The 23,625-nt window shown below is 70.6% G+C and carries 20 protein-coding genes and 1 pseudogene; 15 read left to right on the top strand and 6 right to left on the bottom strand.

Annotated features, from left to right (window positions below):
• Positions 1 to 5: 5 nt before the first annotated feature.
• Positions 6 to 518, top strand: a complete 513-nt coding sequence (locus SLW56_RS17415; protein ID WP_295965852.1) for a hypothetical protein — start codon at positions 6 to 8, stop codon at positions 516 to 518.
• Positions 519 to 555: 37 nt separating this feature from the next.
• On the opposite strand, the gene SLW56_RS17420 is transcribed toward SLW56_RS17415, so the two are convergent.
• The 3 genes from SLW56_RS17420 to SLW56_RS17430 form a co-directional block, all read right to left on the bottom strand.
• On the bottom strand, positions 556 to 1,464 hold the full coding sequence (locus tag SLW56_RS17420) for a hypothetical protein (RefSeq protein ID WP_295842152.1): 909 nt from the start codon (positions 1,462 to 1,464) through the stop codon (positions 556 to 558).
• 53 nt (positions 1,465 to 1,517) lie between these two features.
• The gene (locus tag SLW56_RS17425; RefSeq protein WP_267117179.1) at positions 1,518 to 2,075 is read right to left on the bottom strand and encodes a lysozyme inhibitor LprI family protein; all 558 of its coding nucleotides are present in this window, start codon (positions 2,073 to 2,075) and stop codon (positions 1,518 to 1,520) included.
• Positions 2,076 to 2,172: 97 nt separating this feature from the next.
• The gene (locus tag SLW56_RS17430) at positions 2,173 to 3,996 is read right to left on the bottom strand and encodes a family 43 glycosylhydrolase (protein ID WP_267085360.1); all 1,824 of its coding nucleotides are present in this window, start codon (positions 3,994 to 3,996) and stop codon (positions 2,173 to 2,175) included.
• 158 nt (positions 3,997 to 4,154) lie between these two features.
• Between SLW56_RS17430 and SLW56_RS17435 the strand changes: the two genes are divergently transcribed.
• The 8 genes and pseudogenes from SLW56_RS17435 (at position 4,155) to SLW56_RS17470 (ending at position 11,102) form a co-directional block, all read left to right on the top strand.
• Entirely contained in the window at positions 4,155 to 5,063 is a 909-nt protein-coding gene (locus SLW56_RS17435) for a DUF4424 domain-containing protein (RefSeq protein ID WP_267085359.1), read from the top strand.
• Between the two features lie 158 nt (positions 5,064 to 5,221).
• Complete coding sequence (locus SLW56_RS17440) at positions 5,222 to 6,616, top strand: MFS transporter (RefSeq protein WP_295910776.1); 1,395 nt, start codon at positions 5,222 to 5,224, stop codon at positions 6,614 to 6,616.
• A 97-nt stretch (positions 6,617 to 6,713) separates the two neighbouring features.
• Positions 6,714 to 7,136 carry an NUDIX hydrolase gene (locus tag SLW56_RS17445; RefSeq protein WP_043094046.1) on the top strand — a complete coding sequence of 141 codons (423 nt, stop codon included), beginning with the start codon at positions 6,714 to 6,716 and terminating at the stop codon, positions 7,134 to 7,136.
• A 384-nt stretch (positions 7,137 to 7,520) separates the two neighbouring features.
• Positions 7,521 to 8,336 (top strand): EcsC family protein, encoded by an 816-nt coding sequence (locus SLW56_RS17450; RefSeq protein ID WP_198527688.1) that lies wholly within the window; start codon positions 7,521 to 7,523, stop codon positions 8,334 to 8,336.
• A gap of 104 nt (positions 8,337 to 8,440) precedes the next feature.
• Positions 8,441 to 8,827: pseudogene (locus SLW56_RS17455) on the top strand (NYN domain-containing protein); the annotation flags it as partial.
• A 178-nt stretch (positions 8,828 to 9,005) separates the two neighbouring features.
• Positions 9,006 to 9,266, top strand: coding sequence for an OST-HTH/LOTUS domain-containing protein (locus SLW56_RS17460; protein ID WP_320695235.1), 261 nt, complete (start codon positions 9,006 to 9,008; stop codon positions 9,264 to 9,266).
• A gap of 73 nt (positions 9,267 to 9,339) precedes the next feature.
• Complete coding sequence (locus SLW56_RS17465) at positions 9,340 to 9,942, top strand: class I SAM-dependent methyltransferase (protein WP_267117672.1); 603 nt, start codon at positions 9,340 to 9,342, stop codon at positions 9,940 to 9,942.
• Between the two features lie 377 nt (positions 9,943 to 10,319).
• Entirely contained in the window at positions 10,320 to 11,102 is a 783-nt protein-coding gene (locus tag SLW56_RS17470) for a hypothetical protein (protein WP_010340940.1), read from the top strand.
• Positions 11,103 to 11,406: 304 nt separating this feature from the next.
• Here SLW56_RS17470 and SLW56_RS17475 read toward each other — a convergent pair whose 3' ends face one another.
• Both SLW56_RS17475 and SLW56_RS17480 read right to left on the bottom strand, forming a co-directional pair.
• Complete coding sequence (locus SLW56_RS17475; protein ID WP_320695236.1) at positions 11,407 to 12,015, bottom strand: hypothetical protein; 609 nt, start codon at positions 12,013 to 12,015, stop codon at positions 11,407 to 11,409.
• A gap of 271 nt (positions 12,016 to 12,286) precedes the next feature.
• Positions 12,287 to 16,009: an indolepyruvate ferredoxin oxidoreductase family protein gene (locus SLW56_RS17480; protein ID WP_320695237.1), complete on the bottom strand. Its 3,723-nt coding sequence runs from the start codon at positions 16,007 to 16,009 to the stop codon at positions 12,287 to 12,289.
• Between the two features lie 190 nt (positions 16,010 to 16,199).
• Between SLW56_RS17480 and SLW56_RS17485 the strand changes: the two genes are divergently transcribed.
• Together SLW56_RS17485 and SLW56_RS17490 are read left to right on the top strand one after the other, a co-directional pair.
• Positions 16,200 to 16,811 carry a tetratricopeptide repeat protein gene (locus SLW56_RS17485; RefSeq protein WP_267094106.1) on the top strand — a complete coding sequence of 204 codons (612 nt, stop codon included), beginning with the start codon at positions 16,200 to 16,202 and terminating at the stop codon, positions 16,809 to 16,811.
• A gap of 223 nt (positions 16,812 to 17,034) precedes the next feature.
• A complete protein-coding gene (locus SLW56_RS17490; protein ID WP_043094054.1) occupies positions 17,035 to 17,949 on the top strand; it encodes an AEC family transporter in 915 nt (304 codons plus the stop codon).
• A gap of 218 nt (positions 17,950 to 18,167) precedes the next feature.
• Here SLW56_RS17490 and SLW56_RS17495 read toward each other — a convergent pair whose 3' ends face one another.
• Positions 18,168 to 19,661, bottom strand: a complete 1,494-nt coding sequence (locus tag SLW56_RS17495; protein ID WP_043094055.1) for an AAA family ATPase — start codon at positions 19,659 to 19,661, stop codon at positions 18,168 to 18,170.
• A 127-nt stretch (positions 19,662 to 19,788) separates the two neighbouring features.
• Here SLW56_RS17495 and SLW56_RS17500 point away from each other — a divergent pair, with 127 nt between their 5' ends.
• From SLW56_RS17500 to SLW56_RS17515, 4 genes are read left to right on the top strand one after another with little or no spacing between them, the layout of a single operon-like run.
• Positions 19,789 to 20,421, top strand: a complete 633-nt coding sequence (locus SLW56_RS17500; RefSeq protein ID WP_017913046.1) for a ParA family protein — start codon at positions 19,789 to 19,791, stop codon at positions 20,419 to 20,421.
• A gap of 15 nt (positions 20,422 to 20,436) precedes the next feature.
• Positions 20,437 to 20,913 (top strand): histidine phosphatase family protein, encoded by a 477-nt coding sequence (locus tag SLW56_RS17505; RefSeq protein ID WP_010340932.1) that lies wholly within the window; start codon positions 20,437 to 20,439, stop codon positions 20,911 to 20,913.
• Positions 20,914 to 20,969: 56 nt separating this feature from the next.
• A complete protein-coding gene (locus tag SLW56_RS17510; RefSeq protein ID WP_232760474.1) occupies positions 20,970 to 21,524 on the top strand; it encodes a YceI family protein in 555 nt (184 codons plus the stop codon).
• Entirely contained in the window at positions 21,524 to 23,545 is a 2,022-nt protein-coding gene (locus SLW56_RS17515) for a phospholipase D family protein (protein WP_267101591.1), read from the top strand. Before SLW56_RS17510 ends, SLW56_RS17515 begins: the two co-directional genes overlap by 1 nt.
• Positions 23,546 to 23,625: the final 80 nt, after the last annotated feature.

A 23,625-nucleotide genomic window follows, 5' to 3' on the forward strand; every position in this document is an offset into this window, starting at 1 on the left:
ACAGCATGCACACAGCGGAACCGACCGGCCGGCGCCTGCGCACGATGCTGGCAATCGCCTTGCTGGCGACCTGCGCGAATGTGCAGGCACAACAGGCCGCACCGGCCGCACCGGCCGCTGCGCCGCCGCCCTCGGTCGCAACGCCGTCCACATCCGATGCCGCCGCGCAGCCCGACATCCAGACCCTGGGCGAAGTGCGCGCGCTGCCGCCGGACGAGGGCGAGCCGCTGGACCTGTACCGCTTCAAGAATCCGGTGTCGCCGCCACCCAACCGCTTCGACAAGGACTGGCGTCCGCCGCCCTCGGTGGAGCAGGTCAGCCAGAGCGGCGGCTACATCGCGCTCGGTGTCTACTACCTGGCCGGCAAGGCGGCCAAGGGCCTGCACGCGCTGACCGGCGGCCCCGACCAGGTCCAGGCTGCCGTCGCGCGGCCACCTCCACAGCTGAGCGAGGCCGAACTGCAACGCGCCATGAAGGTGTGCGCGGAACAGGGCGGGGGCTGCGCAGCGGGGCAGTGAGCGCGCCGCCGCACAAGCGTCGCCCACCTCGGCGACCTCAACCGCAGGCCCAGTCCAATCGCAGGTCCTGGATGTCCAGTTGCGCGACGCCGCCGCCGAAGTTGTAGCCGCCGAAGGCCTCGTCGAACTCGATGTAGTACGGGCTGAAGTCCGGGATGCCCTGTATCGGGCGCATGGTGCCGCCGAGGTGGTTGATGGCGTGGCCGGCGGCCCAGTCGTGTTCGCGGTAGTGCTCGCGGCTGACCACGCCGTCCTGCCAGTAGTAGAACGGCTGATAGCCGCCGGGATCGGGCGCGTCGCCGAACGTCTCGCGCGGCGGTACCCCGGCATTGGGATCGTGCTCGCGCCGGCGCAGCCGCAGCGGACGATGCAGGGCGAAACGGTCCGGCGCCTGCGGCAGCGGCACGCTACGCGCGTCCCACGCTTCGCATACTGTCGCGCTTCCGACCTGCAACCATTCCGGCGGCGGCGTCTGCTGCAGCAACGGGCTGTCCACCAGCGGCGGCGGCCGGCATGGCGCGCCATCCACCTCTTCCTGCCGCAGCAGGATCAGCGCATAGGCGCAGTCCAGCAGGTCCTGCATGCGCCGCAGCCGCGGGTGGGCCTGCAGCGCGCGTTCGCGGAACGGTTGCAGCGCCGGGTCGGCCAGCGCCTGCGCAGGCGTGGTGATCGCGGCGTGCATCCCGTCCACTGTTCCGGCCGGGCCGCCGTCGTTATGGTCCGGCGCGGTGGCGAAGAACGACACCGCGACGATGTCCGGGCCGTGCACGCGGTAGTCCGGTGGCAGCCGCAGGGTGAAGCCGTGCTGCATCGGATAGCCGCTCCACGGATCCAGCGGCCATTGCGCCGCGGCGATGCCCGGCGGCAGGCCGAAGCACCAGCCGTCGCTGTCGGGAGCGGGCGCGCCGTCGTGCCAATCTCCGGGTTCGATGTCGTAGGCGTACACGGGCGTCTTCGACGGATCGCAGGGTGTGGTGGAGGGTTGACGCGACCGCACCCTCAACGCCCGCCGCGCGTATAGCCTTCCAGTTCGTCGGCGCGGGAGCTGATCCGGCGCAGGGTGGCTTCGGCGCTTTGCAGGCCCGCCTCCTGGCCGCGTGCGCCGAACGCACGGTCGAGCTGTGCGGCCTGGTCGTTGGACTGCTGCCAGGTGTACTGCGCGTCCATCAGGCGGGAACGGTCGGTACCGCTGATGCGGTAGCGCAGCTTGTCGTAGGCGCGGTCCAGGCGCTCCTGCTGCACGCGCTGTTCGCGCTGGATGCAGCGCCGGTTCTCGTCCAGGCCCTGGGCCTGCTTGCGGCAGTCGTGGTAGGCGGCGGACAGACCATCGCTAGGTGCAGCGGCTTCGGCGCCGGCCGGCGGCATCTGCTGCAGTTGCTGCTGCATCTGCTGGATCTGTTGGGCCTGCTGCTGCAGCAGGCGCTGCTGTTGCTGCAGTTGCGCATCGCGCGGGTCGGTCTGCTGCGCGGCGGCACTGCCGCACACGCCGGCGACCATCGCGGCGATCAGCCAGGCGCGCAGCCGGCGCTGGCGCTGGGTTCCCTGGTGCTGGTGCATCGTCCTTCTCCTTCGATCGGCAACCGATCCTGCCGCGCGCCGCATCGCCGGCGCGCGGTCGAGGTGGGGCCAAGCATACGGGAAGGCGGTGATGGCTTCATGGCACGGCGATGCGGGCGCTCAGCGGGGAGACACCGCGCTCGTCGAAGGCTTCGACGGCGAACACGTAGTCCTGGTCGCGGTTCAGCGCCCGGATCTCCAGGTCGGTGCCATGGTCGGCGAACACCTGGTAGGTCAGGTTGAGGCGGTCGGCGCGCAGGCCCCAGCGCACGTTGTAGCCGACGGCGCCGGGCACCGCCTGCCAGTGCACGCGGGCATTGCGGCGGTCGGCATCGCGCTGCGCGACAACGCCGGTCGGCGCCGGCGGCGGGGCGCCGTCGGCGTTGCCGAACACGCGCAGGTCGCTGATCGCCAGGTGGGCGGCGCCGACGTGGCCGTGCACGTAGCGGATGTAGCGGGTGCGCACCGGCGCGGGCAATTGCAGGTAGGCGTTGGGCCGGTCGCGGCGGTCGGCGCCGTCGCCGACCTCGGCCAGCGGCAGCCAGTGGCGGCCGTCGCGCGAGTGCTGCAGCCGGAACGCGGTGTAGATGTCCGGCGCATCGCCGTAGCGGCCGGCACGGTAGTCGGCGAAGTTGACCTGCACCGCGCGCACGCTGCGTTCCCCGCCCAGGTCGACGGTGAGGGTCTCGCCGGGCGTGTTGCGTGCGGCCACCCAGTAGCTGCGCGGGTCCTCGTCGGTGGCGCGGTCGGCGGCGAAGCCGTCCAAGGTGGACGAGGCGGTGGCCGGCTTGCGGTAGGACAGCAGCATCCAGCCGGTGAACAGCGCCTCCGGGTCGGCCACCGGGCCGTCCGGCATCCAGTGCGGGAAATCGCCGAAGCGGGTGGACACGCGCATCTGTCCGTCGGCGGCGAACGCGGCGGGGAACAGCACGATGCGCCGTTCGAAGGTCCAGTTGGCGCCAATCCAGGCGGTGCCGCTGTTCCACCAGTTGCCGTGCGCGTCCTGGAAGGTGGAGCCGTGGCCGGCGCCCTGCATGAAGCCGCCGGGCTTGTAGGCCACCGGGTTGTACGCCGCATAGACGAACGGGCCGAGCGGGTGCTCGCCGACGTACACGCCGTTGGCGTAGGCGTTGTACTCGCTGCCGGGCGCGCCGTACTGCAGGTAGTAGCGGCCACCGGTCTTGGTCATCCACGCGCCTTCCAGGTAGCTGCCGATCGGGCTGCCGTCGGGGAAGCGGGCACCGCGGTGGTCGGGGCCGAAGCGCTCCCAGCCGTGCTGCGCCGGGTCCAGCGCGAGCAGCGGCGTCGGCACGCCGCGGAAGGCGAACCCCTGCGCGTTGCGATCCATGGCGATGCCATACAGCGGATAGCGGTCCGACGAGCCCCAGTACAGGTACCACTGGCCGTCGTCGTCGATGAACAGGTCCGGGTCCCAGGGGCCGGGCGGCACGTCGCTGAGCGGGCGGCCCTTCATCTCGGTGCCGATCGGCTGGGCGCGCGGCAGCTTGGGCAGTAGCCGGGTCAGGAAGTCGAGCTTGCCGCTGGCCGGGTCGCGGGTCTGCAGCAGCGGGCGCGGTTCGAAGGCCGACTGCATGATCACCAGGCGGTCGCCGTCGGCCACCACCGCTGGCGCGACGATGCTCTCGAACGGCCAGCGGCTGGGCGTGACGAACTGCCAGTCGAGCAGGTTGCTGGAGCGCCAGTAGCCGTCGGCCAGCGTCTGGAACAGATAGTAGGCGTCGCCGAAGCGCACGAACACCGGATCGGCGCCGGTGCGATAGGAAATGCCTTCGTTGAGTTGCTCGAAGTTGTAGCGGTAATCCAGGTCGATCGGATTGGCGTAGCTGCGCTGGCCTGGCGCCTGCGCCGCGGCCAGCCCGGCGGACGCCAGCAGCGCCAGCGTTGCGAATGCTCTGAACATGGCGATGGCCTTCCCCCCGTGGCGGCGCCGGCTACCGTAGCAAACGCAGCGGCAGGGCGCGATGCGGCAGGCCATGCCGCCGCGGTTACCATGGCGCCCGCCCGTTCGCCGCTGCCGTGCTGCGGCCGCGGCGCCTTCCTTCGCCGACCGCCGACTCCATGACCGCCAACGTCTCGCCGCGCCGCCTGCTGCCCCTGCTGTTGTCGTCCTTGCTGTTCGCGGCCGCTGCCGCCTTCGCCAACGACAGCAGCATCGGCGACGCCAATGGCTCCATCGAACTGATCCGCCAGCCGGACATCCGCATGAGCAAGGAAGACCTGTTCATCAGCGAGGAGCGGGTGCAGGTGGACTACGTGTTCACCAACACCAGCACGCGCGAGCTGCTGGTGCCGATCGCCTTCCCGATGCCGCCGATGTACTTCGGCATGGCCGACCACAGCGCGCTCACCGACTTCAGGCTGTGGGTGGACGGCAAGCCGGTGCGCACCGAGCGCAAGCTGGTGGCGAAGCTGGACGGCAGCGACATCTCGCGCGCCTGGGCGGCCAGCGGCTGGACGCCGGACGACCTGGCCGAGTATGTCGAGGGCGGCACCGTCCCGGCCGGGCGCACGCCGTTGCCCGCGCGCTGGTTCGACGCCGACGGGCAGCCGCGCTTCACCCTCAGCGAGTACTTCGTCTGGCAGCAGCGCTTTCCCGCCGGCGGTACGGTGGCGATCCGCCACAGCTACGTGCCCAGCGTCGCCACCGGCGTGCCGATGCCGGCCAGCGACCTGATCGGCGAGTACGCCAAGTCCACCTGCCTGGACGCCGCCACCCAACAGCGCCTGCGTCGCCGCGCCGGCGCCAACGGCCTGCAGTGGAGCAACCTGCGCTACGTGCTGCGCACCGGCGCCAACTGGAAGGGGCCGATCCAGGACTTCCACTTGACCCTGAAGAAGCGCGCGCCCGGCGACCTGCTCAGCCTGTGCTTCGACGGCGAACTGCAGCGCACCGATGCGCTCACTTTCGAGTTTCGCCAGCGCGACTTCGTGCCCGAGCGCGATCTGGACATCCTGTTCCTGCGCTGACGCGCCATCGGCGCCCGCAGCGGCCGGCCGCGCCGAAGCCGACATCCGGCTGAACGCCGATGCGGCGCGGTCGGCAGTTTCGACCCGACGCGGTGGCGCGCGCGGCGGCGGATCGGGCAGCATGCGGCGGCGCGATCCCTCCCCCAGGACCTGCCCGCATGCGCGATGCCGCCGTTGCCGCTTCCGATCCCGTCGCCCTGGTGGCGGCGCGCCTGGAGCGCCTGCCGCCGACCCGCAGCCTGTGGCGCCTGGTCGCGCTGCTGGCGCTGGGCGGCTTCTTCGAACTGTACGACCTGTTCCAGACCGCCTACCTCAGCCCCGGCCTGCTGCGCGACGGCATCTTCGCCGAGGGCGCGGCCGGCGTGTTCGGCATCGCCGACCAGGCCGCGTTCGCCTCGGCGACGTTCCTGGGCCTGTTCCTCGGCGCAAGCCTGCTCAGCCCGCTGGTCGATCGTTTCGGGCGCCGCGCGGTGTTCTCCTTCGCGCTGCTCTGGTACTGCGTGGCCACGGTGGCGATGGGCCTGCAGCACCGCGCGCTGGGGGTGATCCTGTGGCGCGGCGTGGTCGGCATCGGCCTGGGCGTGGAACTGGTCACCATCGATACCTATCTGTCGGAAATGGTGCCGCGGCAGATGCGCGGCGCTGCGTTCGCGCTGGCGTTCTGCCTGCAGTTCCTGGCGGTGCCGGCGGTGGCGTTGAGCGCCTGGGCGCTGGTGCCGCACGCGCCGCTGGGCCTGAGCGGCTGGCGCTGGGTGGCGCTGCTCAGCGGTGGCTTCGCGCTGGCGGTGTGGTGGCTGCGCAGCCGTTTGCCGGAGTCGCCACGCTGGCTGGCCACGCAGGGCCGCCACGCCGAGGCCGACGCGGTGCTGCAGCGGCTGGAAGCGCGCTGTACCGCCGACCTGGGGCGGCCCTTGCCCGCACCCGAGCCGGCCTCGGCGCCGGCCGCGCCGACGCCGCAACTGTCCGCGCTGTGGCAGCCCCCGTACCGGCGCCGCATGGCGATGCTGGTGAGCTTCCACATCTTCCAGGCGATCGGCTTCTTCGGTTTCGGCAACTGGTTGCCGGCGCTGCTGGCGCGGCAGGGCGCCGACAGCGTGCACGGCCTGGGCTACGCCTTCGCCATCTCGTTGGCGTATCCACTGGCGCCGCTGCTGCTGATCGGCGTTGCGCAGCGCTGGGAGAACAAGTGGCAGGTGGTGGTGTCGGCGCTGGGCGCGATGCTGTTCGGCCTGCTGTTCGCCTGGCAGAGCCAGCCGCTGCTGCTGATCGCCTGCGGCGCGGCGGTCACCTTCTGCAATGCCTGGATGAGCTTCGCCTATCACGGCTACCAGGCCGAACTGTTTCCCACCGCGCTGCGCGCCCGCGCGGTCGGCTTCTGCTACTCCTTCAGCCGCCTGTCCACGGCCGCCAGCAGCCTGCTGATCGGCGTGTTGCTGGAGCGCACCGGCCACCGCGGCGTGCTCGCCTGCATCGCCGCCAGCCTGCTGATCGCCGCCGCGGTGGTGGGCCGGTTCGGGCCGCGCACCCGCCAGCGCGCGCTGGAGCGGATCTAGGCGTGTGGGATATGTTGAGACGCGCGCGAAGTGGCCTGGCGCACATCGAGGCGTGCATCGCGTCCAGACTGGCCCTTTACCTACCGCGGAGGACGCCATGCAACCGTTCAACGGCGCCAAGCTGGCGCTGCTGTGCGACGACGCGCTGCTGGTGTACCAGCGCGATGTGAAGCCGGAGATTCCCTGGCCGGGACTCTGGGACCTGCCTGGCGGCGGCCGCGAGGACGACGAGAGCCCTGAGCGCTGCGCTCTGCGCGAACTGCAGGAGGAGTTCGGCCTAGTGCTGGAGGAAGACAGGCTGACCTGGGGCCGCTGCTATCCGTCCCTGCAGCCCGGGTCCCTGCCGAGCTGGTTGTTCGTTGGCCGCCTGAGTTGTGTCGAGATCGCCAGCATCCGCTTCGGCGATGAAGGCCGGGGGTGGCTGCTGATGCCCGTGGCCGAATTTCTCGCCCATCCCCAGGCCGTGCCCCATCTGCAGGAGCGCCTGCGCGACTACCTGGCTCAGTGCGTGCAGGGGTAGCTGGTCTGGCCGGCCAGTTGTTGCCTGCGATACGAGAAGCGGGTTTACAGCGTGCGTCGCGGGGCATGCAACCGCCGCTATGACGGCTGCCTCTGCAGCGCCGATCCTGCCACCTTGGGCCATGGCCAGTTCGGTGGACCGGCGCGATGTCGCCGGGGCCAGGGCGCCACGCTTGGCCTGGCGGTGGACCGGCCGTCCTGTCTGGCCGCGCCCGGCGCCGCGTGGGCCAGACGCAGGCGCGGTGTGCGGCAGGGGCCTGCCTCAATCCCGATCACGCGTTCCGGCCGCGCGATTCCTTAACGTCCCGCACCGGTCATCGTCCCTCGACACCATGCCGGGGCGGCCCGGTGCATGCTGTCGCCTCCCTCGCCACGAGCTTCAGCCATGACCTCGCTATTGCCCGTCCCCGTGATGGATGCCGCCGACCACCGCGACCTGGCCCAGGCGCGCGCCCTGCTGGAACACCCCGGCCTGGCGGCGAAGATCGCCAATGCGGTGGGCGCGCCGATCGAGGCGCTGATCAACAAGCGCCTGCCGAAACTGCTGTCCTCGCGCATCGATGCGGTCAGCCAGCGTGCGCTGCGGGTGGCGTTGCGTTCGGCGCTGCTGACCCTGCGTGGGCAGGCGCCGGAACGCGCACGGCCGCGCCTGCATGGCGCCGCGGTGGCGGCGACCGGTGCGGCCGGCGGCTTCTTCGGCCTGCCCGGGCTGGTGGTGGAACTGCCGCTGACCACGACCCTGATGCTGCGTTCGATCGCCGACATCGCCCGCGCCGAGGGCGAGCGCCTGGACGACCCGACCACCGCGCTGGCCTGCCTGGAGGTGCTGGCGCACGGCGGCCGCAGCCACCGCGACGACGGCAGCGAATCGGGCTACTTCGCGGTGCGCGCGGCGATGGCGCAGCAGCTCAGCGCCGCGGCGCAGTACATCGCCGCGCACGGCCTGGGCAGCAAGGGCGCGCCGGTGCTGGTGTCGCTGCTGTCGCGCATCGCCGCCAAGTTCTCGGTCACGGTCAGCGAGAAGCTGGCGGCGCAGGCGGTGCCGCTGGTCGGCGCGGCCAGCGGCGCGCTGCTCAACACGGTGTTCATCTCGCACTTCCAGGCGATGGCGCGCGGCCACTTCATCGTGCGCCGGCTGGAGCGCCGCTACGGCGAGGCCGCGGTACGCCAGGCCTACGAGGCGTTGCCGGCCGGGCGATGAGCCATGGCGGTCGCCGCGTTGCGCTGGCTGTGGGCAGCGCGCGCTGGCACAGTGGTGACCGCCGCCACGCTTCTCCCGATCTTTCCTTGCCGCAGGTGCACGCCATGAAAACCCGCCACCGTCCCGACAGCGACGACGACCAGCCACGGCTGGCGGTGCTGATCGATGCCGACAACGCGCAGCCGTCGGTGATCGAAGGCCTGCTCGCCGAAGTCGCCAAGTACGGCCTGGCCAGCGTCAAGCGCATCTATGGCGATTTCACCAGCACGCGCATGACTCAGTGGAAGCAGGCGCTGCTGAAGCACTCGATCAGCCCGGTGCAGCAGTTCGCCTACACCAGCGGCAAGAACGCCACCGACAGCTCGCTGATCATCGACGCGATGGACCTGCTCTACACCGGCCGCTTCGACGGCTTCTGCCTGGTCTCCAGCGACAGCGACTTCACCCGCCTGGCGCAACGCCTGCGCGAGGAAGGACCGACCGTGTACGGCTTCGGCGAGCGCAAGACCCCGGATGCGTTCGTGCAGGCCTGCGACAAGTTCATCTACACCGAAGTGCTGCGCAGCGAGGCCAGCTCGGCGGAGCCGGCCAAGCCCGCCGCTGCGGCTGCCAAGCCGGCGGCCAAGGGCCGCAAGAAGCCGCCACGCGACGCCGGCCAAGCCCGAGCCCGTGCCCGCCGCCACCGAGACCAAGCAGGCGCCGCTGACCCTGCTGCGCCAGGCCATCGAGGAAGCCTCCGACGACCAGGGCTGGGCCGGGCTGGGCAGCGTCGGCAGCTATCTGAACAAGGTGCGGCCGGATTTCGATCCGCGCCTGTACGGGCACAAGAAGCTCAGCGACCTGCTGCGCCGGCTGTCGTCGCACTTCGAACTGGAGGAGCGCGGCAACGAGGGCGGCGGCAAGCGCATCTTCGTGCGCTCGCGCGGATGAGCTGTCAGCCGCTGCCATTCGCACTGGTGCGTGCCGTCGTGGCGCGCAATGGCACATACAGGTGCACGCCACGATGAGCGATCGACCCTACGCCCCGTCCTGCGACCGCAACCGCGATCCGATCCTGCAGGTGCTGCAGCGGCAGTTCGCCGATCGTCGCCAGGTGCTGGAGATCGGTAGCGGCACCGGCCAGCACGCGGTGCATTTCGCCGCGGCGCTGCCGCAGCTGACCTGGCAATGCAGCGAGCGCGCCGAGCACCTGCCCGGCATCGCGCAGTGGCTGGAGGTGGCGGCGCTGTCGAACACGCCGCCGGCGCTGGCCCTGGACGTGCGCGAGGGGCCGTGGCCGCGCACCGGCTACGATGCGGTGTTCACTTCCAACACCTTGCACATCATGGGCTGGGACGCTGTGCAGGCGTTCTTCGCCGGCGTCGGCCAACTGCTGGCAAACAGCGCCGACGGCATGCTGGTGGTCTACGGCCCCTTCAACTACGGCGGCGCCTTCACCAGCGACAGCAATCGCGACTTCGATGCGTGGCTGAAGGCGCGCGACCCGGCCAGCGGCATCCGCGATGCCGAGGCGGTGGACGCGCTGGCGCAGGCGCAGGGACTGGCGCTGCAGGAAGACGTGGCGATGCCGGCCAACAACCGCTGCCTGGTCTGGCGGCGCGGCTGAGGCAGCAGTGCCACCCGGCGATGCCTTGGCGCCGTGCGGGAGCGCGATCGCGCAGGCGGATACGCCGTGGGCGCCCAATCTGACTGTGTCAGCCATGTCGTGACTGTGCATGCGTCAGCGACGCGGAGTGCGTGGTCGTACCGAATACGCCGACGTGCTTGATGCAGCACTGTCTTGGCCGGTTGCATGCCTGCGCTGCATGGTGGGCGACGCAGTAGGCGTTGTGTCCAGGTGACGAAGCCGCACTCTCTCCCTCATCACGGGTTCACCGCCGTGCCACGGCGGATTCACCGCGCGCTTGCGACTGTGCGCCGACACCCGCCGCCGCCGAACGGGCCTGCAGCCGGTGCTTCCTTCCTTCGCCACGGAGCATACCCATGGACAACAACGACAAAGCCCGCGATCTCAATCGCGATCCGATTTCCGGCACCCCGGGTTCGCATCCGGTCGGGGTCGGCATCGGCGGCACCGCTGGCGGCGTGGCCGCGGGCGCGCTGGCCGGCACCGTGTTCGGGCCGCTCGGCACCTTGATCGGCGCGGCGGTGGGCGTGGTCGCCGGCGCAGCCGCGGGCAAGGGCGTGGCCGAGCGCATCGATCCCACCGGCGAGGACGCCTATTGGCGCGAGGAATACCGCAACCGCGACTACGCCAAGGCCGATTACGACTACGACCGCGACTACGCCGCGGCCTATGGGCTCGGCCTGCAGGCGCGCGAGCAGTATCCCTCGCGCACCTGGGACGAACACGAGCGCGAACTGTCTCACGACTGGGGCACGCGCCGCGGCGACTCGCGCCTGGAGTGGGACGAGGCGCGGCTGGCCGCGCGCGATTCCTGGGAGCGTGCCGACGCCACTTACCGCACCTACGAGGACAGCGACCGCTACTACGCCGATCGCTTCGACACCGTGGACTACCGCGAGACCGACAGCAGCTACGACGACTACCGCCCGGCCTACCGCTACGGCGTGCAGGCGCGCAGCCGCTACCGCGACCGGGTCTGGGACGACCGCCTGGACACGGACCTGGAAAGCGGCTGGGAGCGCGCCAAGGATCGCTCGCGGCTGAGCTGGGCACAGGCCAAGGCGGCCGTACGCGAGGCCTTCGATTCGGATCGCTACGATCGCCCGGGCCGCGGCAACCCGCCTGATCCGCGGGTCTGATTCGACGTTCGTTGCGTTGAATGGCACTCGGTCGAGTTGCCACCTGGCACTCGATCGAATCGCATCCTGATACGACACAGCGGCCGCTCGCCCAGGGCCGCTGTGTCGTATGCGAAGTGTACGCAAGCGACCGTGTGGGAGGGACTTCAATCCCGACGCGCAGACCCTTCCGTCATCGGCAGCATCGCGATCGACCGGGATCCATCTGCATGGTAGTAGTGCGCTGCAAACCGTTGGGCATAGGCTGCATCGCCACCTGGTGACATGGCAGGTCGCGGCTGAAGCCGCTCCTGCAGCCTGGTTCCTACGGTCCGTCCGATGTCGGTGAGCTATCCGGAGGTTGTTGAGACGTCGATTGCGACGAATCGTCCTCCTCCGCCTCCGCCTCCGCCTCCGCCTCCGCGTCTTCCTTCAAGGCGGCATCCCACCAGGCCGGCGCCGCCAGCCGTTCTTCTCCATAGCCGTTCATGCAACCTGTTCGTTGTTGCTCCAGGCGCTTGTAGTCCAGGGTGAGACGCTGCACGTCCTGTTGCTCTGGCCACTCTGTGTAGGCGAAGTAGCCCTCGTACTGGTTCCCATTGATGCAGGCGATATACGAATCCGCCCGCAGCCCGGCTGCCTTAAAGACCAACACCCGCGCTTCGCCGTTGCGATCCAGGCGGCCATGGAAGACCGTCCATTTGCCCGACGCGCAACTCGCGCCGGAGATCCCCATGTAGCTCAGACACGGAATCGACCACACGTCCTGCTGGACGCGGATCCTAGCGCCCGAGAGTGGCCGATCGGGTCCCGCCACGACACGGATCGTGATGAACCGCGGCATGATCCAGGGGCCGGCGTGCTCCGCCAGCAGGTAGAACAGCAGGATGGCGCCCACCAGCGCCACGCATGCGAGTTTGAGCAAACGCTTCACGCGATGTTCCTTCGAGGGTGATGCGGCCGTGGATCGCTGGCGATCCACGCAACGTGCGGATGATGCCCAAGGCTGGGCGCCCTGGGCGATGCTGCTGTCCTGCGTGCGGCTGGAGTCGGGTCGCGGCTGCAGCCGCTTCTGCGGCAGATGCATGGACGCCAGGGAACGCGGGAAGGCTGCAGGCGCAGCGCCAGCCGCGCCGCGTTCGGTCAGACGCCCCCGATGCCGCCACTGCGCCGCCGCTGCACGGCGGCAGGCGTTCGTCTCCCGCTCAGGCCGCCTGCACGATATGCAGCGCCTTCGGATTGCGCCAGGTCGCCAGCAGCCGCGCTTCCTGTTGCTTGGCCTCGTGCAGGTGCGCTTCCTTGACGTGGCCGTAGCCGCGGATGTGCTCCGGAATGCTGGCGATCTGCACCGCCAGCGCCAGGTTGTCCGCCTGCAGCCGCTGCAGCAGTTCGTCCACGGTGGCGAGGTAGTCGGCGATCAACTGCCGTTCGCCGCGCCGCTCGGCGCTGTAGCCGAACACGTCGAGGGCGCCACCGCGCAGGCGGCGCAGCTTGGCCAGCCACTTGAACGCGGTGAACATCCACGGGCCGTATTCGCGCTTGCGCAGCCGGCCTTGCGCGTCCTTCTTCGCCAGCAGCGGCGGCGCCAGGTGGAAGCGCACGCGGTAGTCGCCCTCGAACTGCGCCTGCAACTGCTGCGCGAACGCGCCGCTGGTGTACAGCCGCGCCACCTCGTACTCGTCCTTGTAGGCCATCAGCTTGAACGCGTAGCGCGCCACCGCTTCGGTCAGCGCGGTCGAGGTCGGCGCCACGCGCTGCTCGGCAGCGCGCACGCGCTCCACCAGCGCGGTGTAGCGCGCGGCGTAGGTGGCGTCCTCGTAGTCGACCAGGAAGGCGTGGCGGCGCGCGACCAACTCGTGCAGCGAGCGCGACAGGCGGCTGTCGTCCAGCGGCGCGTGGCCGGCCTCGCCGCTGTCGGCGGCGGCCGGCAGCTCGCGCGCCGGACGCGGATTGGCGGGATTGCGCGGCGCGGCGCTGGCGCCGGCCTCGTGGCCTTCCCACTCGCCGGGTGGCAGCTGCTGCAGCCCCGGCGCCTGGCGTTCGCGTTCGTCCGCGGCCGGATCGGCGAGACCCGCCGCGCGTCGCACCGCCGGCAGGTCCAGCGCCGCCAGGCGGCCCCAGGCGAAGGCCTGCTGGTTCATCGCCACCGCCGCGCCGTTGAGTTCGATCGCGCGCATCAGCGCCGCGTGCGACAAGGGCACAAGGCCCTGCTGCCAGGCGTAGCCGAGCATGAACAGGTTGCTGGCAATGGCGTCGCCGAGCAGCGCGGTGGCCAGCTGCGTGGCGTCGAGCAACAGCGGATCGCGCCCGCCCAGCGCCAGGCGCACGCCGGCAATGATCTCGGCGGCCGGGAACTGCATGTCCGGGTGCGTGGTGAAGGTGCCCGGCATCGCCTCGTAGCTGTTCAGCACCACCTGCGAGCGATCGCCGCGCACCTTGGACAGCGCCCAGTAGTCGTTGACCACCACCATGTCGCACCCCAGCACCAGGTCGGCCTCGCCGGCGGCGATGCGCACCGCGTGCAGGTCTTCGGGCTGGCGCGCAATGCGGATATGCGTGGTGACCGCGCCGCCCTTCTGTGCCAGGCCGGTCTGGTCGAGCACGCTGGCACCCTTGCCCTCCAGGTGCCCGGCCATGCCCAGCAGCGCGCCGATGGTGACCACGCCGGTGCCGCCGACGCCGGTGATGAGGATGTTCCAGGGCTGGCTCAGGTCGCTGCGGAAGCTTGGTGTCGGCAATTGCTCCAGCAGCGCCGCAGCGTCGGCCTTGCGGCCCTTGCGCGGCTGCCCGCCGTGCACGGTGACGAAGCTGGGGCAGAACCCGGACACGCAGGAGTAGTCCTTGTTGCAGCTGGACTGGTCGATCTGGCGCTTGCGCCCGTATTCGGTCTCCTTCGGCAGCACCGACACGCAGAAGCTCTTCTCGCCGCAGTCGCCGCAGCCTTCGCAGACCAGCGAGTTGACCAGCACGCGCTTGGGCGGATCGGGCAGCTTGCCGCGCTTGCGCCGGCGCCGCTTCTCGGTGGCGCAGGTCTGGTCGTAGATCAGCACGCTGGTGCCCTTGACCTCGCGCAGCCGCCGCTGCACCGCGTCCAGCTCGCTGCGGTCGTGGAAGTCCACCTCGCTGGGGAACAGCTCGCGGCGTCGCGTCCACTTGCCGATGTCGTCGCTGACCAGGGCGATGGTGTGCACGCCCTCGGCGCGCATCTGCCGGGCGATGTCGGGCACGCTGAGGGTGCCGTCCACCGGCTGCCCGCCGGTCATCGCCACCGCGTCGTTGTAGAGGATCTTGTAGGTGATGTTGACGCCGGCGGCGATCGACTGGCGGATCGCCAGCGAGCCGCTGTGGAAATAGGTGCCGTCGCCCAGGTTCTGGAACACGTGCGGGGTGTCGGTGAACGGTGCCTGCCCGGCCCAGGTGACGCCTTCGCCGCCCATGTGGGTGAAGGTGTCGGTGGCGCGGTCCATCCACGTCACCATGTAGTGGCAGCCGATGCCGCCGAGCGCGCGCGAGCCTTGCGGCACCACCGTGGAGGTGTTGTGCGGGCAGCCGGAGCAGTAGTGCGGCACGCGCGGGAAGTTGGCGCGCGGCAGCGCCATCTCGGCTTCCTTGGCCTCCATCCAGCGCAGCCGCTGTTCGATCGAGTCGGTGTTCACCGCGGCCGACTGCGGCAGGCGCAGGATGCGCCGGCCGATCACCCCGGCGATGGTGGCCGGGGTCAGTTCGCCGGTGGACGGCAGGATCCATTCGCCGGCCTCGTCGTACTTGCCGACGATGCTCGGGCGCGGGCCGGCGCTGGCCGGCCAGTTGTAGAACTGCTCCTTCATCTGCCGCTCGATGAAGGCTTTCTTCTCCTCCACCACGACGATGTCCTGCAGCCCGCGCGCGAACGCGGCGATGCCCAGCGGCTCCAGCGGCCAGGTCATGCCGACCTTGTACACGCGGATGCCGATGCGCGCGCAGGCGTCCGCGTCCAGGCCCAGGTATTCCAGCGCCTGCAGCACGTCCAGGTAGCTCTTGCCGGTGGTGACGATGCCCAGCCGCGCCTGCGGCGCATCCATCACCGTGCGGTCGATGCCGTTGGCGCGGGCGAAGGCCTGCGCCGCGCGCACCGCGTAGCGATGCAGGCGCATTTCCTGGTCCAGCGGCGGATCCGGCCAGCGGATGTTGAGGCCGCCCGGCGGCAGCTCGAAATCCTCCGGCAGCACGATCTGCCGCGCGAACGGATCCACCTGCACCGAGGCCGAGGATTCCACGGTCTCGGCGATGGTCTTGAAGCCGATCCAGCGCCCCGTGTAGCGGCTCATCGCCCAGCCGAGCAGGCCCATGTCGAGGATGTCCTGCACCCCGGCCGGATTGAGCACCGGCATCATCGCGCTGACGAACTCGTCCTCCGAGCCGTGCGGCAGGGTCGAGCTGCGGCAGGCGTGGTCGTCGGCGGCCAGCGCCAGCACGCCGCCATGGCGCGAGGTGCCGGCGGCATTGCCGTGCTTGAACACGTCGCCGCAGCGGTCCACGCCCGGGCCCTTGCCGTACCACATGGCATACACGCCATCCACGCGCGCGCCGGGGAACAGGTTGGTCTGCTGCGTGCCCCAGACCATGGTCGCGCCCAGGTCCTCGTTGAGTCCGGGCTTGAACACCACGTTGGCCGCGTCCAGATGCTTGCGCGCGCGCCACAGTTCCAGGTCGAAACCGCCCAGCGGGCTGCCGCGGTAACCGCTGACGAAGCCACCGGTGTTCAGCCCGGCGGCGCGGTCGCGCAGTTGCTGCATCAATGGCAGCCGCACCAGCGCCTGCACCCCGGACAGATAGATGCGGCCATCGGTGCGGGTGTACTTGTCTTCCAGCGTATAGCGGGTGTCCACGCCGTCGGCGGCCGCTGCGGCGAGGGAGGACGACGGACGCGGATCGGCGATGCGGTTCATGGCTTGCCCGGAAATGGAAGGCTGGCGGGCGCGCAGCGCCTGCCGCGCGCGATCGCCCCGATTGTATCAGCGGCGATTTTTGCACCCGTTCTCGTCCACGCCGGCCGTGGCGGGGTAGGATGGGACCCGGGTGAGGGGATCACTCCAGGGGATTGCAGCAGTGAAGGCATACACATACGCAGTGGCCGCGATGCTGGCCTGCATCGGCCTGGCCACCGCGGCCAGCGTGCGGGCGCAGGCATTGCCGGCACCGAAAGAGTTCTACTTCGACGAAGACCGCGGCACCACCCGTCCGGTCACCGCCATCGCCGGCAGCGGCGAGGCCCTGGTGGACCGTCTGGCCAGTACCGTGCAGCGCGATCCCAACGCCAACGAGGCGCGCGCCCAGCTGGCCGGCATCGCTATGGCCGGCGGCCGCCAGGAACTGGGCGAACAGCTGTACCAGGCCGCGTTGCACGGGCTGCCCGCCGGCGTGCAGCGGCGCCAGGTGCAGTGGAACTACGGCTGGGACCTGCTGCGCGCAGGTGATCCGGCGCGCGCGCTGGCGCAGTGGAGCGGACTGGTCAACGGCCGCCCGGCGGCGCCGGACTGGCTGCCGCCGACCCTGGCGCTGGCGTTGTGGCGCCTGCAGCGCAAGGACGAGGCCGTGAAGTGGTACGCCGCGGCGGCACGCACCTGGCCGGACAAGTGGGGCGCCACCGCCGATTTCGCGGCGTTGCTGCCGGCCTGGCGCGACGACGAGCGCGCGACCCTGGCCGAAGTGCAGGCCGCCTGGAAGGCCGCGCCGCCGGCCTGGCCCTGAGGCACGCGGGTCCAGGAAGCACGACGCGGCCTGCGCAAGCGGCCGGCGCAATCGAGGGTCCGGGTGTGGTCGGTCGCACAGCGCACCGTGTCGTCGTGCCTGCGCGGAGCGCCGGCGCGTGCTGGGCGCAGGCCAGGTGCGGCTTCGGTCGCCGACGCCTCGACGGCCTGCGTGCACATGCCATGCGATGATGCCGCGTACCCGCTGATTTCGTGCTGTGCCGATGGCTTTCGATGCGTTCGCCCTGATGTTGGTCATGCTGGCGCTCGGCAAGCTGTTCGCGCGTCAGCGCGTCCTGCCGGCCAACACCACCGAGGTGCTCAACGGGGTGGTGCTGTACCTGTGCCTGCCGGCCTCGGTGCTGATCTACGTGCCGCGCCTGCAGTTCAATCTGGAACTGCTCGGATTGATGCTGACGCCGTGGCTGCTGACCGGCGTGAGCGCGCTGGCGATGCTGGGCTTGCGCCGGCCGTTGCGGCTGCGCCGGGATCAGCAGGCGGTGCTGCTGCTGTGCGTGGCGCTGGGCAATTCCAGCTTCATCGGCTACCCGATGGTGCGCGCGCTGCTCGGCGAGGCGGCCTTGCCGTATGCGGTGGTCTACGACCAGTTCGGCACCTTCGTGCTGCTGTCCAGCTTCGGCCTGTACGTGCTGGCGCGCTACAGCGGCGAGGCGCCGCCATCGCCGCGGCAGACGCTGTTGCGCATGGCGCGGTTCCCGCCGCTGTGGGCGCTGCTGTTCGCGCTGACCCTGATGCCGGCGCAGCCGCCGGCGTGGATCGCCTCCGGCCTGCAGCACCTGGCCGATGCGATGCTGCCGCTGGTGATGCTGGCGGTGGGATTCTCGATCCAGTTGCGCTTGCCGCGCGAAGAATTGGCGCCGTTGGCCGCCGGCCTGGTGCTGAAGCTGCTGGCGCTGCCGGCCCTGGCCTGGCCGTTGTCGTGGGTGCTGGGCCTGCGCGGGCAGGCGCTGCAGGCCAACGTACTGGAATCGGCGATGCCGACCATGATCACTGCCGCGCTGCTGGCGATCTCGCATCGCCTGGCCCCGCGCCTGGCCGCGGCCCTGGTCGGCTACGGGATTCTGCTGTCGCTGGTCACCTTGCCGGCGTGGGCGTGGTTGTTGGGGGCGTTGCGTTGAGCCTGCGCCGTGGGCGGTGCCTGGATTGGCGGGTGTGGGATGGCGTGCGCGTCGTACCCTCATCCGCCCCTTCGGGGCACCTTCCCCCAAAAAGGGGGCCGTGGTCCCGACGGGAGAAGGAGAAGCGTAAGCCCCTCTCCCCCCGGGAGAGGGGTTGGGGTGAGGGTCGGGCGCAGCCTCGCACAGCGGCATCCCCTGATCTCAGCAACCGCCCGCCGCTAATCCGCCGGCACCGTCCGCCCGCTGGCCCAGCTGCGCAGCGCCTGCACCTGTTCGGCCATCAGCACCGACAGCGGTCGGGTAGTGCGGATCTCCTGCATCAGCAGCTCGGTGTCCAGCGGCCGCTGTTCGGCGTGCGCGGCATACAGTCCGGAGACGATCGCCTGCTCGATCTCGGCACCGGAGAAGCCGTCGGCGGCGGCAGCCAAGGCCGGCAGCGCGAACGCGTCCGCATGCAGCTGCCGACGCGTCAGGTGCAGGCGCAACAGCTCCACGCGCGTCTGCGGGTCGGGCAGGTCGACGAAGAAGATCTCGTCGAAGCGGCCCTTGCGCAGCAGTTCCGCCGGCAGCTCGTGCACCTGGTTGGCGGTGGCGACGATGAACACCGCGGCGCTGCCGTCGGCGCTGCCGCGTTCGGCCATCCAGGTCAGCAGCGTGCCGAGCACGCGCCGCGATACGCCGCCGTCCTCGCCGCCGCTGGCCAGGCCTTTCTCGATCTCGTCCATCCACAGCACGCACGGCGCCAGTTGCTCGACCGCGGCCAGCGCGTCGCGCAGGTTCTTCTCGGTCTCGCCGTGGTACTTGGCGTACAGCGCGCCCATGTCCAGGCGCAGCAGCGGCACGCCGAACCCCGCCGCGGTGGCCTTGGCCAGCATCGACTTGCCGCAGCCCTGCACGCCGAGCAGCAGCACGCCCTTGGGCGGGTCCAGCCCCGGCGGCGCGGTGCCGGCGAACACCGCGCGGCGCTGTGCGATCCATTGCTTGAGCCGGCGCGCACCGGCCACGTCCTCGAAGCGCGTGGCATCGTTGTCGTACTGCAGGTGGCCGCTGCGGTTGAGCAGTTCGAACTTGAGCTTGGCCAGTTGCGGCAGATCGGATGCGGTGAGCGCGCCGTCGGCGTAGATCAGTTGCCGGGCGATGCGCCGCGCGTCGATCAGGCTGAGCCCGCGCAGATTGCGCAGGATCTGCTTGACCGCCTCGCCGTCGACCTCGACCCGGCGTCCGCCGAACTCGCGCGCATAGCCCAGCGCCTCCTCCTGCACCATCTTCAGCAGCGCGTTGGCATCGGGCAGGCGCGGATTGAAGCGGGTCGCCAGCGCCTCCAGCTCGGCCGGCAGCTCGATCCGCGTGCCGATCAGCACCAGCACGTGCGGCTGGCAGTGGCGGCGCTCGACGATGTCGCGCAGCAGGCGCTGGTGGCTGGCGTAGCCCAGGTACGGGGTGACGTCGAGCAGCAGGTAGATGCCGCGCTGATCGGCCTGCTTGATCGCCTGCAGCACCGCGCTGGCGTCCGGCGGCCCGCTCGGCGGGTCCTCGCGGTCCAGGTCGATGCGGCGCAGGCCCTCGGTGATCGACCAGCGGTGCAGGGCGCGCCAGACCTGCATCAAGGCCTGCCGGAACAGGTCGACGATGCGCGCCTCCTCCTGCGTCTCGATCACGATCAGGGGTGTGTTGGCGCGGATCAGCGCGACCAGGTCCTGCAGCTCGCTCATGGCATCGGAAGGCGAAGGGGGCCGCCACGATAGCAAGCCCGGCGGCTGGCGGCGTGCTGCGCGTTGACTACCGGCTGACGTAGGGCCGGTGTACGCTCCGGCTTCTTCCCCCGGAAGCGAGGCGTGCATGAAGACGATCCTGGTGGCCGGCTCCAAGGGCGGCGTGGGCAAGACCACGGTCGCCACGCACCTGGCGGCGTCCTACGCGCTGGCAGGCAAGCGCACGGTGCTGGCCGATGCCGATCCGCAGGGCTCCTCGACCCGCTGGGCCGAACGCCGTGCCGGCCTGGACAGCGCGGTGCTGCCGATCGACGCCAGCCGCAAGCGCAGCTGGCGCGCGGCGCTGCCCGACGACGCGCAGCGGGTGATCGTCGACGCCGCCGCCGGCGCCATGGCCGAGGACCTGACCCACTTCCTCGACGAGGCCGACGCGGTGGTGGTGCCGGTGATGCCCTCGGCGCTGGACATCGAGGCCACCGTCGGCTTCCTCAACACCCTGGCCAAGGTGCCGCGGGTGCACCAGCGCAAGCTGCCGGTCGGGCTGGTGCTCAACCGCAGCAAACCCTGGACCAATGCCACCCAGCAGGCGCTGCAGATGCTCGCCGAATGGCCCTACCCGGTGGTGGCGCAACTGCGCGACAGCCAGGCCTACGTGGTGCTGGTGGGGCTGGGCCGCAGCCTGTTCGATTACCACTCCGTCCAGGTCCGCGACCACCAGCAGGACTGGGAACCGTTGCTCAAGTGGCTCAAGAAGGCCTGACCGATGACCATCGTTTTGCGAGAAGTGATTCTGCTGCGCCATGCCCACGCCGAACCGGCCGACACCGGCCAGGCCGATTTCGACCGGCCGCTGTCGCCGCACGGCCTGGCCGAGGCCGAAGCCGCCGGGCGCTGGCTGCTGGAGCAGCGGCTGGTACCGGACCGGGTGCTGTGTTCGCCGGCGCGGCGCGCGCGCGAAACCCTGGAGGCGGTGCTGGAGCTGACCGGCTACGTCGAGCAGCGCCTGGAGCCGCGCATCTACGAGGCGACCTCGGGCACCCTGGCCGATCTGCTGGACGGCCATCGCGATGTCGAGCGGCTGTTGCTGGTCGGCCACAACCCGGGCCTGGAGCGGCTGGCGGCGCTGATGCACAGTGGCCAGTCCGGCGACTACCGCGGCATGCCCACCGCCAGCGTCGCCGTGCTCGGGGTCCCGCACGACGCGGCAATCGAGCCGGGCGTGGCGCGCTTGACCGCGTTCTGGTGGCCCTGAGCCCGCTGCGCAGGTTCCTGCGGCCGGCGCTGTGCGCCGCGCTGCTGCCGTTGTGTCTGTGGTGCGCCGTCGGCCACGCGCAGGTCACGCCGGCCTTGCTGGCGCCCGGCGAATACGCCCTGGACCCGGCGCAGTCGCGCTTCGGGTTCGAGATCCGCACCCGCTTCGGCCAGCGCATCGAAGGCTTCTTCCCGCGCTACGAGGGCACCGTGCACGTGCTGCCCGATGGCCGCCACCAGGTGCACCTGCGCCTGTTCACCGCCTACGTGGAAATCCCCGGCAAGCCGCGCTACACCGGCTGGATGCGCGGCGAGGATTTCTTCGACGCGCCGCGCTACCCCACCGTGTCCTTCGACTCGCAGCCGTTCTCGCCGCAGGTGCTGGGCAAGGGCGGGCCGATCCCCGGCATCCTGAGCATCCGCGGGATCAGCCACGCCGAGACGCTGACCGTCATGCCGGCCGCATGCACCCGCGCAGGCTATGATTGCGACGTCATCAGCCGCGGTACGGTATTGCGTGGACGTTACGGAATGGACAAGTGGGATCTGGCCTTGAGCGACCGGGTCACCTTCGTGCTGCGCGCACGCCTGACCGAGGCGGCCACTCGGTGATATCAAAATTGATGCGGGTGCTGGTGGTGGTGGCGCTGCTGCTCGGCAGCGGCTGCGCGAGCCTGTCGCAGGCGCAGCACGGCCGCGCCGTGGCGATCGCCGAGGCCGCGCGCGACCGCCAGGTCGACTGCACGCGCGGGGACCACTGCGCGCTGGCCTCGCCGCTGCGCGGGCTGGCCGGCAAGGCCTTCGCCCAGTCCGGCGCCGGCGCGCCGCGGCACTACGCCACCATCCTCGACCACGGCGAAGAGGCGCTGGTGGCGCGGGTCAACCTGATCCGCAGCGCCAGCCGCAGCATCGACCTGCAGACCTACATCTTCGACAAGGACGACAGCGCGCGGCTGGTGATGGACGAACTGCTGGCCGCGGCGCGGCGCGGCGTGCAGGTGCGGGTGCTGATCGACCAGCTCTCGGCGATCTCCGACCTGCAGATCCTCGGCGCGCTGGCCGGCGCGCACGAGAACTTCTCGCTGCGCATCTACAACCCCACCTTCGGCCTGGCCAAGCCCAACTACTTCCACTACGCCGCCAGCGTGCTGTGCTGCTTCCGCCGCTTCAACCAGCGCATGCACAACAAGCTGCTGGTGATCGACGATGCGATCGGCGTGGTCGGCGGGCGCAACTACCAGGACGACTATTTCGACTGGGACGCCGAGTACAACTTCCGCGACCGCGACGTGCTGGTCGCCGGCCCGGTGGCGCGGTCGATGGCCGCCAACTTCGACGCCTACTGGGCGGCCCGGCGCAGCGTGCCGGTGGCGCGGCTCAACGACGTCGGCAAGCTGCTGCTGCGCCAGGGCGTGCCGGCGATGCCGCCGGCGCAGTTCCTGCGCCCGGAGCGGGTGCAGCGGGTCAGCGAGGAGGCGTCCGATCCGGCCTTCGTGGAGAACGCCTTCGTGCTGCCGGCGTTGCCGGTGAAGCATGTGGACTACGTCGCCGACCTGCCGCAGAAGCACCGCCGCGAACACGGCCCCAAGGCCATCTCCACCGCGCCCAAGCTCGACCGGCTGATCGCCGACGCACGCCAGGAGATCATCCTGCAGACGCCGTACCTGGTGCTGTCGGACCCCGCGCAGGAGATCTTCCGCGACCTGCGCAAGCGCACCCCGCCACCGCGCGTGGTGGTGGCCACCAACAGCCTGGCCGCCACCGACAACCCGGTGGTGTATGCACTGTCCTACAAGTACAAGCGCCGCAACCTGCGCGAACTGGGCTTCGACATCTACGAGTACAAGCCGTTCCCGCTGGATGCGCCGGTGGACTACGCCAACCTGCTGCCGGCGCCGTTGCAGGGCGAGGTGCCGGCCGCGTCGGCCAGCGGCGAAAACGCAGGCGAGCACGGCGGCGGCGATACCGGCAGCGGGCGCAACACGCTACTGGGCGGCAGCGCCGCCGGACGCAGTTCGCTGCTGGGCAGCGGCAGTGGCGGGCCGTCCGGCAGCCGCGGCGACGGCAGCCAGGTCGCGCGCCGCGTGCTGCGCACCGAGACCCGTCCGTCGTACCTGAGCCGGCGCATCGCCAACCGGCCGCTGCCGGTGACCCGCGAGGGCGCGCGCATGGGCCTGCACGCCAAGTCGCTGGTGGTGGACCGCCGCGTCGGCGTGATCGGCACCCACAACTTCGACCCGCGCAGCGAGACCTACAACACCGAGGGCGCGGTGATCGTCGACGATCCGGCGTTCGCGCAGGCGCTGGCGGCCAGCATCGGCCGCGACATCGAGCCGGAGAACTCCTGGGTGGTGGCACCGCGGGTCAAGCCGCCGGTGCTGTCGGGCCTGAACTACAGCATGGGCAAGGTCTCCGAGGCGCTGCCGGTGCTGGATTTCTGGCCCTGGCGCTACGCCACCGACTACGAATTCCAGCCCGGCCCCGACTGCCCGGCGCCGCTGACCCGGCGCGACCCGGGCTTCCACCGCTGCTACAACGCAGTGGGCGACTTCCCCGAGGTCAACGTCGGCCCGAAGTGGCTGCTGGTGCGGATGTTGACCGCGTTCGGCTCGGGCTTGGTACCGATTCTCTGAGGGGCGGGGATTTGGGATTGGGGATTGGGGATTCGTAAAAGCAGATCCCTGCGACTTGATGCCCCGTGCAGGCGCGATAA

This window comes from Xanthomonas sp. LF07-6 (assembly GCF_034105445.1).
Taxonomy (GTDB): domain Bacteria; phylum Pseudomonadota; class Gammaproteobacteria; order Xanthomonadales; family Xanthomonadaceae; genus Xanthomonas_A; species Xanthomonas_A sontii.

Bases quoted from the DNA above. Each gene is read 5' to 3' on its own strand.
- SLW56_RS17415 (WP_295965852.1), top strand. From the start codon at position 6: ATGCACACAGCGGAACCGACCGGCCGGCGCCTGCGCACGATGCTGGCA.
- SLW56_RS17425 (WP_267117179.1), bottom strand. From the start codon at position 2,075: ATGCACCAGCACCAGGGAACCCAGCGCCAGCGCCGGCTGCGCGCCTGG.
- SLW56_RS17430 (WP_267085360.1), bottom strand. From the start codon at position 3,996: ATGTTCAGAGCATTCGCAACGCTGGCGCTGCTGGCGTCCGCCGGGCTG.
- SLW56_RS17435 (WP_267085359.1), top strand. From the start codon at position 4,155: ATGACCGCCAACGTCTCGCCGCGCCGCCTGCTGCCCCTGCTGTTGTCG.
- SLW56_RS17440 (WP_295910776.1), top strand. From the start codon at position 5,222: ATGCGCGATGCCGCCGTTGCCGCTTCCGATCCCGTCGCCCTGGTGGCG.
- SLW56_RS17445 (WP_043094046.1), top strand. From the start codon at position 6,714: ATGCAACCGTTCAACGGCGCCAAGCTGGCGCTGCTGTGCGACGACGCG.
- SLW56_RS17450 (WP_198527688.1), top strand. From the start codon at position 7,521: ATGACCTCGCTATTGCCCGTCCCCGTGATGGATGCCGCCGACCACCGC.
- SLW56_RS17465 (WP_267117672.1), top strand. From the start codon at position 9,340: ATGAGCGATCGACCCTACGCCCCGTCCTGCGACCGCAACCGCGATCCG.
- SLW56_RS17470 (WP_010340940.1), top strand. From the start codon at position 10,320: ATGGACAACAACGACAAAGCCCGCGATCTCAATCGCGATCCGATTTCC.
- SLW56_RS17480 (WP_320695237.1), bottom strand. From the start codon at position 16,009: ATGAACCGCATCGCCGATCCGCGTCCGTCGTCCTCCCTCGCCGCAGCG.
- SLW56_RS17485 (WP_267094106.1), top strand. From the start codon at position 16,200: ATGCTGGCCTGCATCGGCCTGGCCACCGCGGCCAGCGTGCGGGCGCAG.
- SLW56_RS17490 (WP_043094054.1), top strand. From the start codon at position 17,035: ATGGCTTTCGATGCGTTCGCCCTGATGTTGGTCATGCTGGCGCTCGGC.
- SLW56_RS17495 (WP_043094055.1), bottom strand. From the start codon at position 19,661: ATGAGCGAGCTGCAGGACCTGGTCGCGCTGATCCGCGCCAACACACCC.
- SLW56_RS17500 (WP_017913046.1), top strand. From the start codon at position 19,789: ATGAAGACGATCCTGGTGGCCGGCTCCAAGGGCGGCGTGGGCAAGACC.